Annotated in this window: 7 protein-coding genes; 4 read left to right on the top strand and 3 right to left on the bottom strand. The window is 43.8% G+C overall.

The features are described 5' to 3' along the window. Positions 1-24: 24 nt before the first annotated feature. The 3 genes from QUE86_RS17775 to QUE86_RS17765 all read left to right on the top strand — a co-directional run bounded on the left by QUE86_RS17775 (position 25) and on the right by QUE86_RS17765 (position 7,545). The gene (locus QUE86_RS17775) at positions 25-3,189 is read left to right on the top strand and encodes a glycosyl hydrolase family 18 protein (RefSeq protein ID WP_286260802.1); all 3,165 of its coding nucleotides are present in this window, start codon (positions 25-27) and stop codon (positions 3,187-3,189) included. Between the two features lie 52 nt (positions 3,190-3,241). Beyond that, complete coding sequence (locus QUE86_RS17770; protein ID WP_286260801.1) at positions 3,242-4,849, top strand: lytic polysaccharide monooxygenase; 1,608 nt, start codon at positions 3,242-3,244, stop codon at positions 4,847-4,849. A 65-nt stretch (positions 4,850-4,914) separates the two neighbouring features. Continuing rightward, positions 4,915-7,545 (top strand): glycosyl hydrolase family 18 protein, encoded by a 2,631-nt coding sequence (locus tag QUE86_RS17765; RefSeq protein WP_286260800.1) that lies wholly within the window; start codon positions 4,915-4,917, stop codon positions 7,543-7,545. Between the two features lie 390 nt (positions 7,546-7,935). On the opposite strand, the gene QUE86_RS17760 is transcribed toward QUE86_RS17765, so the two are convergent. Further along, positions 7,936-8,196, bottom strand: coding sequence for a zinc ribbon domain-containing protein (locus tag QUE86_RS17760; protein WP_130052933.1), 261 nt, complete (start codon positions 8,194-8,196; stop codon positions 7,936-7,938). A 635-nt stretch (positions 8,197-8,831) separates the two neighbouring features. On the opposite strand from QUE86_RS17760, the gene QUE86_RS17755 reads away from it, so the two are divergent. Then, positions 8,832-9,584, top strand: a complete 753-nt coding sequence (locus QUE86_RS17755) for a substrate-binding periplasmic protein (protein WP_167657369.1) — start codon at positions 8,832-8,834, stop codon at positions 9,582-9,584. Here QUE86_RS17755 and QUE86_RS17750 read toward each other — a convergent pair whose 3' ends face one another. Together QUE86_RS17750 and QUE86_RS17745 are read right to left on the bottom strand one after the other, a co-directional pair. Beyond that, positions 9,585-11,090: a phospholipase effector Tle1 domain-containing protein gene (locus QUE86_RS17750; protein ID WP_286260799.1), complete on the bottom strand. Its 1,506-nt coding sequence runs from the start codon at positions 11,088-11,090 to the stop codon at positions 9,585-9,587. Positions 11,091-11,217: 127 nt separating this feature from the next. Beyond that, positions 11,218-14,739, bottom strand: a complete 3,522-nt coding sequence (locus QUE86_RS17745; RefSeq protein ID WP_286260798.1) for an ATP-binding protein — start codon at positions 14,737-14,739, stop codon at positions 11,218-11,220. Positions 14,740-14,772 lie beyond the last annotated feature (33 nt).

Here is a 14,772-nt window from a genome sequence, read left to right as displayed (position 1 = left end):
TAAAACTTTGGGCGGAGGGAGCGAATGAGCTCGCATAAATTAATAAAAAATGCTTTTAAACTGAGTGCACTGTCACTGGGTTTATATGGCTTTACAGCAAACGCTGCGATTGATTGCAGCAACTTAGAAGTGTGGCAACAAGGGCAAACACATGTTGGTGGTGATCAGGTTCAGGCACAAGGTAGCGCTTATGAAGCCAAGTGGTGGACGCAAACTAATCCTGTGGAGACTTCTGGTGTCGATCAAGAGTGGCGTTTATTGGGTGTTTGTGACAGCGTTGTCAATAAGAATCAAGCGCCTCAAATTAGTAGCTTAACACCAGCAGAGGGTTCTTTATTTACCATTAGTGACAGCGTTGTCATAAGTGCGGTTGCCGCTGATCCTGATGGTAGCGTGGCAAGTGTAGAGTTTTTTGTTGATGGAACATCGCTGGGTGTTGTGACAAGCACACCTTACTCAGCGAGCTGGCAAGCAACCCAAGGCAGTCATGTGATTAGTGCGGTCGCAACGGATGATTTAGGCCTAACCTCTGCAGCCGTTGCACATTCAGTGAGTGTGTCTGATGACGTTGAGCCAGTTAACCAATCGCCGGTGGCGAGCATTGAATTTAGCTCACTGCCATCGCAAGTAACGGTGGGTGACAGTGTGGTGTTTGCGCTTTCTGGCACTGATAACGATGGCCAAGTAACTGCGTTATCGTTAACTGAAAACAGCACCGAAGTTCATCAAGCAAGTGCTGCTTCTTCAAGTTATACCTGGCAGGCACCTGCAGTTGGGCAATTTTCATTTACCTTAACGGTGACCGATAACGAAGGCGCGACGGGGACACAAAGCAAAGTTGTTAATGTTGTTGAAGCAACAGAACCAGGTACAGATTGTAAACCGCAAGGCTTATATCAAACCCCAGGTGTGAATACCCCATACTGTAGCGTATATGATGCAAATGGCCGTGAGAAAATGGGCGCAGATCACCCACGCCGTGTTATTGGTTACTTTACTAGTTGGCGAAATGGTGCCAATGGTCAGCCAAGTTACTTAGTTAATGATATTCCATGGGACAAGATCACCCATATTAACTATGCCTTTGCGCATGTTGATGGCAATAACAAAGTATCGATAGGTGATCCAAATGCAGCTGGCAACCCAGCGACAAACATGACTTGGCCGGGCGTTACCGGCGCTGAAATGGATCCAAGCTTTAGTTACACAGGTCACTTTAACTTACTCAATAAATTTAAAAAACAACACCCAGATGTAAAAACCTTAATCTCTGTAGGTGGTTGGGCTGAAACCGGTGGTTATTTTGGTGCAGACGGTACTCGTGTAAATAGCGGTGGTTTCTACACGATGACAACTAATGCCGATGGTTCAGTGAACCAAGCGGGGATTGATGCCTTTGCGAAAAGTGCTGTTGAGTTTATTGAAACCTACGGTTTTGATGGTGTCGATATTGATTACGAATACCCATCGTCAATGAACGACTCAGGCCACCCTGATGATTTTCCTATTTCTAATGCTCGTCGCGCAGGCCTTAACGCCTCGTATCGTGTATTGATGCAAAAACTACGTGAAGAACTTGATATTGCAGGTGAAAAGGCAGGTAAGCATTATTTGTTAACGATTGCTTCGCCATCTTCAGGTTACTTATTACGTGGCATGGAAACATTCCAAAGCGTGAAGTATCTCGATTATGTTAACATCATGTCTTATGACTTACATGGTGCATGGAATTCACATGTAGGCCATAACGCAGCCTTGTTTGATACCGGTCTTGATTCTGAATTAGCGCAATGGGGCGTTTATACCACCGCTGAGTTTGAAGGTATTGGCTACTTAAATACTGATTGGGCTGTGCGTTACTTCCGCGGTGCGGTCTCTGCAGGTCGGATCAATATTGGTATTCCATATTACACTCGTGGCTTTAAAGATGTGTCGGGCGGTACTAATGGTTTATGGGGTCAAGCAGCGCTGCCAGAACAATCAAAATGTGCTAAAGGGACCGGCGTTGGTGAGAAAAACCAATGTGGTAATGGCGCACTCGGCATTGATAACCTATGGCACGATAAGAACGATGTTGGTGAAGAAATGCCAGCCGGTTCAAACCCACTATGGCATGCGAAAAACCTCGAAAATGGCATTAATCCATCTTACCTTGAAATCTATGGCCTAACGCCAGAAACCGATGCAGACGATGTATTAACAGGAACTTATACACGTTTCTACGATGATGTAGCTGTTGCTCCATGGCTTTGGAATGCAGAGAAAAAGGTATTCTTATCAATCGAAGATGAGCAATCAATGGCAACCAAAGTTGATTATGTTATCAACAATGGCCTAGGTGGCATCATGTTCTGGGAGCTTGCCGGTGACTATGATTATGACTCAGCGAAAGGTGAGTACTTCATGGGCTCAAGCTTAACAACACTTGCTTACGATAAATTTAACCAAAGTGGTGTGGCTTATAACACGCATCAAGGCAATGTCGATTTCACCATTCCTAGCGAAGCTGTTGACGTAAGCTTTGCAGTGAAAGACTTCCCAATTGGTGATGATAACTACCCAATTGCACCTACATTCGCATTCACCAATAACTCAGGTATCGACTTAAGCGGCGCGAAAATCAGCTTTGATGTGCCCGTTTCTACCTCTGCGATTTTCAAATCAAATTGGAATGCACAAGAAAAGCTCGGTATGGCTGTTGAAGCGAATGGCTCTAATGCGGCTGGCGATAATATCGGCGGCTTTGAAAATGAGTTCCATCGTTTTTCAATCACTTTAGTGAATGAGTGGGGCGGTATCGAAAAGTCATTTAACACAGGTGAAACCGTTGAAGCACAAGTTATGTACTACATGCCAATTACAGGGCCAACTAACTTCACTATTGAGAAAAATGGCAAAACCTACGCCTTCAAATACGAATACCCAATGCTACCGGATGGCACTGCCGGCAGTGGTGATACTGGCGGTGACACCGGTGGTGGTACGGGTGGCGAGGGAAGCTGTAATGGTGTTGATGTAGCGAGCATCCCTGTGTATCCAAATTGGCCGCAAACTGATTGGGCTGGTAATCCAAGCCATGCTGTTGGCGGCGACCTAATGTATCACAACAACGTGATTTACGAAGCAAAGTGGTGGACGAGCACAGAGCCAGGCACATCTGCTGACTGGACGGTGAGTTGCACGCTTTAACCAACTAAGCGGAGCAAGGACTTTGCTCCGCATTTCTACAGCGAGAACAACAATGAAAGTAATGAAATCAAAGGCATTGTCTTTATCGGCAGTGGCAACCAGCATGCTGCTTGCCTGTGCATCAAGCCATGTGAATGCCCACGGATTCTTAGAAAGCCCAAAGGCACGCCAAGCATTTTGTAATGCCGATGGCGGGTACTGGTGGCCTGCTGATGGCACGGGTATTCCTAATCTTGCTTGTCGAGCAGCGTTTGTTGAAGCAGGGCATGTGCAGTTTGTGCAAGACATTGAATTTTCGGCTAATACCATTGATTACACAAACCTTGCGGCAGTTAAACAAAGTGTACCTGATGGTCGACTATGTGCAGCAGGCGACCCAGAAAAACGCGGTATGGATTTACCTTCAGCGCATTGGCAACGCAGTGAGGTTATTCCTAACGCAAATGGCGATATTTTAGTGCGCTTTTTAGCGAGTACGCCGCATAACCCGAGTTTTTGGCAGTTTTATTTAACAAAACCGGGCTTTGATAGTGCGACTCAAGTGCTTACTTGGGATGACCTAGAGCTTGTTGAAGAGTATGGCAATCTTGATTTTAGCATTGATGCTAACAACGACCGTTACTATGAAATGAGTGTGTCTATCCCGCAAGGGCGCAGTGGCGATGCTATTTTATACACGCGCTGGCAACGAGAAGATGCCGGTGGCGAAGGCTTCTACAACTGTAGCGATATTAATATTGTCAGCGATGCGACCCCAACAGAGCCAAGCGATTGGACAGCAATTAGCTACTTTGTTCGTCAAGGGCAAGACGCCGAGGTTGGCGGTAGTGTGTCAGCTCGGTTATTTGATGAAAATGGCCAAGAGTTACTTACTCAACAAATGCAGATCACAGCTGATAATCAAGCCAATTGGCAGGCTGAATTTGCAGCGTTGTTAAACCTTAATTACGCGCACTTAGTTAATATTGGCGTGCAAAATAGCGCCGGAGATATTGCCTTTGATGCGTCTGATTTAATGACTAATCAGGTCTTTACAACGAATGCAAACTACAGCTTTGCACTAAGCATACAAGCGGCTCCTGACAATACCGCGCCGATAATTCATCAACCAGATGACCTTCAAGTCGAAGAAGAGAGCAGCACCGCGATACACCTGCACGCCTTTGATGATCAACAAAGCACCTTAACTTATAGCTGGGATGTACCTGCACCACTGAGCTTTACGGGTAATGATGCCAATATCACGCTAACAGCCCCTGCTGTGGATGCTGATGCAAGTTACACCGTGAGTGTATCGGTGTCAGATGGCGAGCTCACAAGCCAAGTAAGTTTTACCGTGACTGTGATTAATAGCGCTGTGGTCGACCCTGACCCTGTTGATCCGAGCGTGCCTGCTTGGAATAGCACAAGCCAATACAACACGGGCGATAAAGTGAGTTTCAACGGCGGCGTTTACAGCGCGAAATGGTGGAACCAAGGCGCACAACCAGACAGTAGTGATGCATGGCAGCTTGAATCTGGCAGTGCATCAATCGAGTGGAACAGCGGCAAAGCCTATCAAGGCGGCGACGAAGTAACCTATCAAGGACAGCGCTATCGAGCGCAGTGGTGGACCCAAGGAGATGTACCGGGTGCCAGCCAAGTATGGACAGAAATCTAAAGTTTTGTAGTTCAAACTTTATCAATAACAGCGTAACGCTATATAAAAACAGATAAGAGAGAATCATGAATATAAAACAATTAAGCGCAGCCATTGGTGTTGCACTCTTTGCAAGTGCAGCAAATGCGGCACCATCAACACCGACAATTATTTGGGAACCACAAGAGTACTCATTTGTTGAGGTTGATCTTGAAGGCACAGGTTCATATAAGAGCTTGGTGAACCGCGTTGATGAAGTCACTATCAGCATTGAATGGAACGCATGGAGTGGTGATGGCGGCGACAGCTATAAAGTGTACTTCGATGATATGTTGGTTAATGAAGGCTCGCTGGCAGCAGGCACTAAAAGTGGTGTTATTAGCTTCCCGTATGATAAATCGGGTCGTCACACATTATATGTAGAACTATGTGAAGGCGGTATCACCTGTGCTCGCAGTGAAGGTAAGCCAATTGTTATTGCCGATACAGATGGCGGTCACTTAGCGCCATTGCCGATGGATTATGATCCAAACAACCAAGATATTGGCACCAAAGATGGCCTTGTAACCGGTGCCTACTTTGTTGAATGGGGTATTTATGGCCGTGACTATGATGTAACTAATATTCCAGCGCAAAACCTCAGTCATATCTTGTATGGATTTATTCCAATTTGTGGACCTAATGACTCGTTAACAGGCGGTCCTAAAAACGCGCTAAATACGGCGTGTGCAGGCTCGCAAGATTTTGAAGTTGTGATCCACGACCCATGGGCAGCGATTCAAAAAGCGCTACCAGGTGTTGATAGTAATGACCCAATTCGTGGTACCTATTCGCAGTTAATGGCGTTAAAGCAGCGTTATCCTGATCTGAAAATTTTACCATCAGTAGGTGGTTGGACTTTATCAGACCCATTTGCTTACTTTACCGATAAAGCAAACCGCGACACGTTTGTGGCATCAATGGAAGAGTTTTTAAGAACGTGGAAGTTCTACGACGGTGTTGATATTGACTGGGAGTTCCCTGGTGGTGATGGTGCTAATCCAAACCTAGGCGACCCAGTTGCTGATGGCCCAGCATACGTAGCGCTGATGCAAGAGCTTCGTGCGATGCTTGACAAACTCGAAGCAGAGACAGGTCGTGAGTATGAGTTAACATCAGCGATTGGTGCAGGTTATGACAAAATTGAAGATGTTGATTATCAAGCCGCTAGTCAGTATATGGATTATATCTTTGCCATGACTTATGACTTTTATGGTGCATGGAGTGGTGTGACGGGCCACCAAACAGCGCTTTATTGTTCATCGCATTTCCGCGTTGGTCAATGCGATGGCACAGGTGTTGATGAGGAAGGTGTTCCATATAAAGGCCCGGCTTACACAACCGACAATGCAGTTCAGTTATTGCTAGCGCAAAACGTACCATCGAAGAAAATCGTGGTAGGTACCGCTATGTATGGTCGTGGTTGGGAAGGCGTTTATCCAACAGGCACAAGTATTGATGGAAATCCAATGACAGCAACAGGGACCGGCCCACTTAAAGGCAGCACTGCGCAGGGCGTTTGGGAAGATGGTGTTATTGATTATAAAGGCATTAAAGCCAATATGATCGGTGCTTCAGGTACTGGAATTAATGGCTTTGAAGTGGGGTATGATCAGCAAGCAAAAGGTGCGTATGTATGGAATCGTTCAACAGGCAAGCTCATTACATATGACAGCCCTGCATCAGTTATTGCTAAAGGTAATTATGTCAATCAGCATAATTTAGGTGGCTTATTTGCATGGGAAATTGATGCTGATAATGGTGATATTCTTAATGCAATGCATGAGGGGTTGGGTGGTACAGTCACTGAGCCTAGCAATAGAGCGCCCGTGCTATCTGTATCAAGCTCCGTATCTGTTAATGCGGGCGAAAGTGTATCAATTAGTGCATCAGCAACAGACGCTGATAACGATTCGCTAAGCTTTAGCTGGACAGCTGACAGCGCCTTAACAGTAACTGGTGAAAACTCAAATACGCTTGTTATTACAGCGCCATCAGTAAGTGCTGATACGCAATATACTGTTGCTGTGAGTGTTAGCGATGGCGAGGCAAGTGTAAGCCGTAATGTCACTGTGAATGTTGTAGCAGCAACTGGCGAGAACCAAGCACCAGTGGTTGCTGCAATTGCAGATAAAACCGTGGCAGAAGAGGGGAGTGTGGCTGTGGCCGTTTCGGCATCTGATGCTGATGACGATGCACTTTCATACAGCTGGACAGTGCCAGCAGGTTTAACATTAGTGGGTTCTGGTGCTGATGTAAGTTTACAAGCGGGCAGCGTTGATGCAGATACTAGTTATGTTGTGTCGGTTTCGGTAAGTGATGGACAAACAGCTACAGCTGTGAGCTTTAATGTCAAAGTGACAGATTCTGGCACAACAACTCCGCCAGGTGGTGAAACTACATGGGATGCAGCGGCTATCTATGTAGGTGGTGATACGGTGACTTATAATGGCGTAGAGTATACTGCTAAGTGGTGGACACAAGGTGAGCGCCCTGATTTAGGTGGCCCATGGGAAGCAAGTTCACAACCAACTGACGGTAATGGTGATGTTGTGTGGCAAGCTGCGGGTATCTACAACGGTGGCGATCAAGTCACTCACCAAGGTAATAAATACGAAGCGAAATGGTGGACTCAAGGAGACGAGCCAGGTGTCGCAGATGTATGGAAAGCACTTTAAGTGTAATAACCACATTTAATGCCCATCATTAAAATGTGATTTCCCTTCAAAGCAGCCTTAAGGCTGCTTTTTTGTGGGAGGAAGTTAGAAAGAGTAAAGTTATCGAGGGGAAAAGGGAAAGAAGCTGTCAGCTTTCAGCTTTCAGCTTTCAGCGGTCAGTCGAGTTGTGGGGTTGGTCAGGTCGAGTGTTCTTCTTAGCGATTTAAGCCTTGTAGGAGGTACTTTAGTGCCGAATAGAATCAAACATAATCTATGTAAACCTTTTCAAATTACTTATCATCAGACACGCGGAACAAGTTTCACGCCTACGAATGAAAACATCAGGCGCTAGGTTCTGGGTTCTAGGACGCGATATAAAACCGCTGCTACATGCTTGAAACTCGCCAACAATTAAACCGTTTTCTTTGGCTCAACCGCGAACCACATGATGAAGCCGCACTTTTTGCACGATAACAAAGACGCGCTGTCATTTGCCCAATCTAAATTCAAAAAAGTCATACCTGCGGTATTTAATTGTGCGTGACCTAGCTCGAAGTGATGATGCCCGCAATGAATGCATTTCGCTTTTACGTTGTTTACTTGGTATTCGTCTGATTTTACGGCGCTCATAGCACCTTTAAGGCCCTTGCCTAACTTTGAAATAAATGACATCTGTAACCTATTTATTAATTGAGAAATTTAAGACAACCCATAAAAGAAAAAGAGAATGGTTCTTTTTTGGCTGTACCTTTTTATCATACAATTGTATTTGTAGCTAATCGAAATAAGTAGCCATGACGTGATGTAAAATCGCTGGCTTTTAGTCTTTAGATGTCAGTCCAGCTGTGGGGTTGGTCAGGTCGAGTGTTCTTCTCAGCGATTTAAGCCTTGTAGGAGGTACTTTAGTGCCGAATAGAATCAAACATAATCCATGTAAACCTTTCAAATTTCTTATCTTCAGACACGCGAAACAAGTTTCACGCCTATCTGTAGAAGCGGCTTTATGCCGCGACAATTAAAGCAAGATAACGAGACAAGAAAAAACAAGATAAACGCGATGTTAAATCGCCGCGACAGACTCGTACCTCGTAATTCGTTTCTCGTAACTTTCCCCTTGAAACTCGCTAACTTAAGACATTTCCCGGCTAAAGCCAGTCCTACGGGCTGTCACCTCATACCTCGTAACTTTCCCCTCGTAACTTAAAGCTTGCTAACTTTCTGTTTCTTATTTCATACATTGGTCTTTCAACAATTATCAACCATACTAAAAGAAAGTCAGTTCTAAGTACTTAAACTAAGGTGTGTTGATGGTTTTAAAAGTGCTGTTATTAATTCTTACTGCTTTAATAAGTGCTTCTGCTTTTAGTTGTGAGAAAACCTTAAAGGTAGGCATTAGTCAGCAATGGGCGCCTTATGCATTTACCCAAAATGATCAGCTGACTGGCATTGATATTGATATAGTAAACCTAATACTAAAGGATGCGGGCTTTTGCGCTAAATTCGTTATTATGCCGTCTTCAAAGCGCGGTTTTGCTGAGCTAAAACATGGTAAAATTGATGTGTTGCCAGCTGCTAGCTATAGCAAAGAGCGTGATTCATTTAGCTTCTTTTCAGAGCCTTACCGTAATGAGGTGATGCGGTTATTTTGGTATCCCCATAACCGTTTAGACGCTCTAGACTTACAAGGGCTGCTTGATCATCAGCAAGTAATTTTGACTAATAGCGGTAGTTATTATGGCCCAGAATTTACTCAGTTAGCTCAACAAGCTAAATACAAAGAACAACTCGTTACTGTGGCGTCCTTACGCCAGCGCCTCGCTATGCTAGTTGCTAGGCGAGTCGATTTTTTTGTTGATGATGAATTAGCTGGTTTATATTTAATTCAAAAAAATAAGCTGCGGGGTATCGAAATCTACCCTTATATTGTCCACAATGACAGTGTTCATCTAATGCTTAATGAAATTAACTTGTCAGCAGAAGAAAGAGCCGCTATTGATTCTGCTATTCTAAAAAATCAGCAAGCGATAATCGAAATTACCGCTCGGTATGTAATTAAGTAATTAACCCAAACGAGTAACGCGCAGTTTAATCCGCCCTGCATTCGCCCCATAAAAGCGGTTTAGGTCGTTGGCAAAAGGGCAAAATTCGCCAGATTTAGTAATACGAATATCGGCACCCTCAGCAATCTCAAATAAGTGATCGTCGTTGTTATCGATAGCGCCAATCAGCGCAAACCATTGTGCGTGAGGTAAACGTCTAAATGGCTCTAGCACGGCCATTGGAATTTCTTTCACACCAAGTTGGATATTATCTCGATGCCAGCCTGCTGGACCGCAGCTAATACCATCGTCATACCAGGTTTGTTCAGGGTAAGGGGTGAAGCGATAAGTACCGCCTTGCTCCAACATTAAGCCTGTGTGGTTGTACTTTTCGGCACCATACACAAATACATCTTTACTCTCATCAATACTCAGCACCGTCATATTTTGCTTATCAAGCGCAATATGCGGGCTTAATCCCTTAAAATTTAAGCGCGTTTCATCATTATATAGCACATCGTAGTGAAGGCTTTTTAACGACTCTGGACGATAGCTTGTTAGGCGGTTAATGCGCTCTGCGACGGTATAATGAATCGTTGGTGCGAGCGTGCTTTGTTCGTTATCAACTAATACACAGCATTCGCGATCTACCAGTTTAAACAACGGGTTAAACCAAAAATAGTTTTGCTGATGACTCAGTGCCAGCGGATCTGGGGTAACGGTTACATCGTCTTGAGCAATGAGGTTACGATGCTCTTCTGGGAGTAAGGTGTTGTAATTGATATCTGCGCTGGTAAGTAAGTTTAATGCAACGGTTTGTTCAATCAGCCACTCAATCGCATAGCGTAGGCAAATGTCGGCTAAACCATCACGATAATAGCCACCACCCACATCGGAATGGGCGCCCGCAAACCAGATCTCTTGCACATGCGGTGCTTTATTTATCAGGGTGGGTTCAAATGCACGGCGTTTTTCATCGAGAGCAACGCAATGAAGGGCTGCTTTTATATTGCTTGCTAGTGTGTAGTTTTCAAAAATAACGTGCTCAGCACCGCGGGTTGCTTTTGTTACCTTTGAAAAACCAATTGATGCAACGGTATCAAATACACATAAGTAAACATCATCACTAATAAGTGGCTCTAAACATTTGGCAAAGCGCCTTGCCAGTGCAGCACCCCGGCTAAAACCAGTCAGAAGTATTTTATCACCCACAGTGTAGTAGCTCTTAAAGTCGCTCATTGCACGATTTAAAATGCTGGCAACATCATCACCTCTTGGTGCAAGGGCTTGATTGAATAAACGTCGAAAGCGGCTACCTTGGGTGCCTATGCCCTGATAATAAAAGCTAAGTTGGGTTGGAAATGGTGTTTCGGGTTCGCTATTGAGTGCGCCACCAAAAAGTAAATGAAGTTTAAGAATATTAGAAATACTGGCGTCTTCTTTGAAGTGTGCAGCGCTGAATTGTTCAGCATCACGAGGCTCGCTGCCTGTGCCATCAAAGTTGAAAATCAGCGTTTTAGCGGTCATAGCGTCATTCCTTTAGTGGTTTGTATAAACATACTCCCACTTTATGAAAATTAGAAGACAAATATGCGGCGCTTTAATGAAAAATGGGCTTTGATTTTCAAAGCCCATTTATTTGCTATTAATAAAATTAGCCGACCCTGGCTACGGTATGCTTTTGTAAAATTTCTAACAAAATCTCGTAGTCTTTTTCGATTTCGAGTAGCTTAAGTTGAATATCTTTTAGCGTATTGCCCTTACTTGCGGCCAGTACCTCTAGTTCAGTAAAGTGCAGGTGCAATTTGGCTGCGCCCACATCGCCGCAGGTTCCTTTAAGCGCATGGCTGGTGGTTGCAATCGCATGGTAGTCTTTGTCTTTGATTGCTTGTGTTAGCAGCGTTATTTTTTTATGTGAGCTTTCTAAAAACATCTTACTCACTTTGTTTAATAGCACCTCGTTATTCATCAAACGACCGAGGGCAGCTTCGCGATTCCAATGCTGTTTTTCTTCATCGATTAATTCTTCTTGCAGTATAGCGGGCGACTTATTTACCTCAGGCACGGCAATCGTTTTTGGCGCTGTATGATGTTTAGGGTACGTTGATGCAACCCATTTCGCCGTAGTGGTGATGAGCTTATCGGCACTGATTGGTTTTGTGATGTAGTCGTTCATACCTGCGTTTAAGCACTTTTTACGCTCGCCAAGCATGGCATTGGCTGTCATGGCGATAATAGGAATGTCGCTATGGTGCTCTCCACCAGCCCCTTTACGTATTTGTGCCGCTGCATCATAGCCATTTAAAATTGGCATTTGGCAATCCATCAAAACACAATTGAATGGGTCGTCTTCAGGTGCACTGGCCAATATTTCAATGGCTTGCTGACCATTCGACGCCATTTCAAAGCGCAGTGCCAAGCTCATTAATGTGCCTTTGGCAACTGCAGCATTTATATCGTTATCATCAACGATCAGTATTTTAGCTCCAGCAATATCAACATCTATGTGAATTTGCGTATCAGTCTCGCGACGAAGTGGTGTTGTGTCTTGAGCAGGCTGCTCTTGTATGAGTCGTTCATCAGCTAGTTTAAGTAAAAACTCAGAGATAAGCACAGGTTTAGATAAGCGTATAAAGGTGCAGAATTTAGCTTGCGGTGGTGGTTCGGTTGGGTTTATAAGCACCACTAACTTAAAGGGCAGGCTATGGTCATAGGTATTTTCAGTAAAGCTATCAAGTTTTGCGAGTAACGGATTGCCAGGCTCTAAAATTAGCGTATCAAAGGGCATGTTATCGCTTACCTCAAAGCTTTCTAGGTCAACATTCGTGAGCTGTCCACCGCAATGAGAGATTAGTTTTGTTAAGCTTCGTTCAAGCTCTGGTTGTTTAACTGACACAGCAAACACGCTGTCTTTTAAGCGGCTGCTTGGTTGGCGTTTTTCTACATTTTGGCTGTCTAACTGAATGGTAAATGTGAAAGTACTCCCTTTCCCCTCAGTTGATTCAAAGGAAATTTGTCCATTTAACAAACTAGCTAGTTGCTTACATATTGATAAACCAAGTCCAGTGCCGCCATATTGTGAAGCAACACTATTATCGGCTTGGGTAAAAGCACTAAACAATTTATTTTGGTTTTCAGGCGCAATACCAATTCCGGTATCTTGAATTGTGCAGCACAGCTCAACGTTATCATCGCTAAGTCGTTTGCTTGTGGCGGTAAATTTTATAAAGCCCGTTTTAGTAAATTTAATTGCGTTATTAATTAAATTGGTAATCACTTGTGAGTAGCGATGAGGGTCTGTAACAATCGAGCTGTACTCAACATCGGCAATATCTAAAATAAATTCAAGGTTTTTCTCTTGTGCTTTAACAGCCATGCTGCCACTTAAGCTTTCAAAAAACTTAATAGGGTTAAACGCTTTTTTGTCCAAGTCGAGTTTGCCAGCCTCAATTTTTGATAAATCAAGAATGTCGTTAATAAGTACGTTCAAGCTATTAACGCTTACCTCTGTCATTTCTAAATAATGCTGTTGTTGATTACTTAGTGACTCTCGTTTTATTAAATTGAGTGTGCCAATAACACCGTTTAGTGGTGTTCGCATCTCATGACTGATATTTGATATAAAAGCGCTTTTAACTTGGCTGGCTTTTTCTAGCTGGGCAGTTCTTTGTGCGACTTTAATTTCGAGTTCGTTATTTATTTGCTTAATTTTGTCGCTCGCTTGCTTTTCAACGGTAGTGTCGCGAATGAGGATGGCTGTGCCGTTGTGTTGATGATGTTCATCAAAGATAGCTGAAAAAGCGAGTGCTAAATGAGTCGTGTGTTGATTGCTTTGCTGATAGTCGACTTCAATTTCATGTTGCTTTCGTCGGCTTTTAACCTCGTTACATACCTCTTTAATGTTAATATTTGGAAATAGATTCAGTTTGTTTATATCTGCCCCTAAGACTTGTTCACGTTGAAAACCAAACAATTCAGTGGCTGCTTTATTCCAACTAGACACCAGACCGATATCACTTATTGCAATAATGGCATCTTTTGAGCCGCTAATAATGGCTGAAGATACCGCTCTTGCCTCGGCAAGCTCGCGGTTACGCTTTAAATTTCGATGCAAAAATCCAAGTACAAACACCAAAAAAGCAGATACGCCTAACAAAAATGCATAAGTGCTGATCCTCTGTTCGCGTTCCATCGCATTTATTTCAGAATGAGGAAGCATAATGTGGGCATCTATAAACCCTGTTTCTAAATCTCCAGTAAATGGAATGCGTTTACTTAATGCTTCGTATTGTTGCCCGCTTGCAAGGTTAGAGCTAATGCTGAGTATATTTTCTAGATAGGCGGGTTCAGATTTATACACTGAGTCCCAACGTTTGTTTGGCGCTAAGTCGCGACTAAAGCGTAAGTCTTCATTTGGGTGTACTAAAAAGTAGCCTTCGCTGTCTGTTAGGATCAATGAGTTTGGTGCTTGTACCATCGCATTAAGAGATGCAAATAGGTGAGAGGTGTTAATGTTTGCAATAATCAGCCCATAGCGCTGCATATTTTCATCAAAGATGGGCAAGGCCATACGCAGCATAGGTTTATATGGATAGTCGAGTTTTCCATATTCACGGTTGAGTGTGATAGCCGATAAGTACATATCACCTAGTGGCAATTGCGAACTTTGCTGATAGTAATTACGGCCACTTTTATCCTGTAACTGATTATCAGCTTTTACAACTATGCCACCGGCAGCTCTGTCTACTCTGATCAGTTCTTGTCCTGCTTGTTGCGTACTGATGATACGTAATTGCTCGAACTCAGCGTTGGATTGTAAAAACGCGACAAATATCGTTTCTAAACGTTTTTTCCATTGCTTTGAGGTGGTGCTATCTAGCGGATCATTGCCATCGTTCGCAGCGGCTCTTGCAAGCCCTGCTATGGGTGGGGTGGAGTATAAAAACTGTAAATCGTTTTTGTATTTATTAATACTCTCATTTATCTGCACATCTACGGTAGCGCTTGATTCTCTCAGTCGTTCAGCAACACTATTATTAATATTTTTATGAAGTTGTAGCTCGAAAAAGAAGATTGCTGAGCACATAATGGCGCCGATAAAAGCAATCGCTAATGGCACTAAAAAGCGTCCTTCAGAGGTTGTTGCTTTTTTCTGGTGTAATACTTCGTAATCCATGGTTTAGCCCTCCATACCGAAAACGTGAGTCGG

It is taken from the genome of Pseudoalteromonas apostichopi (assembly GCF_030297135.1).
GTDB classification, from domain to species: Bacteria; Pseudomonadota; Gammaproteobacteria; order Enterobacterales; family Alteromonadaceae; genus Pseudoalteromonas; species Pseudoalteromonas apostichopi.
This window is presented reverse-complemented; position numbering and strand designations above follow the sequence as displayed.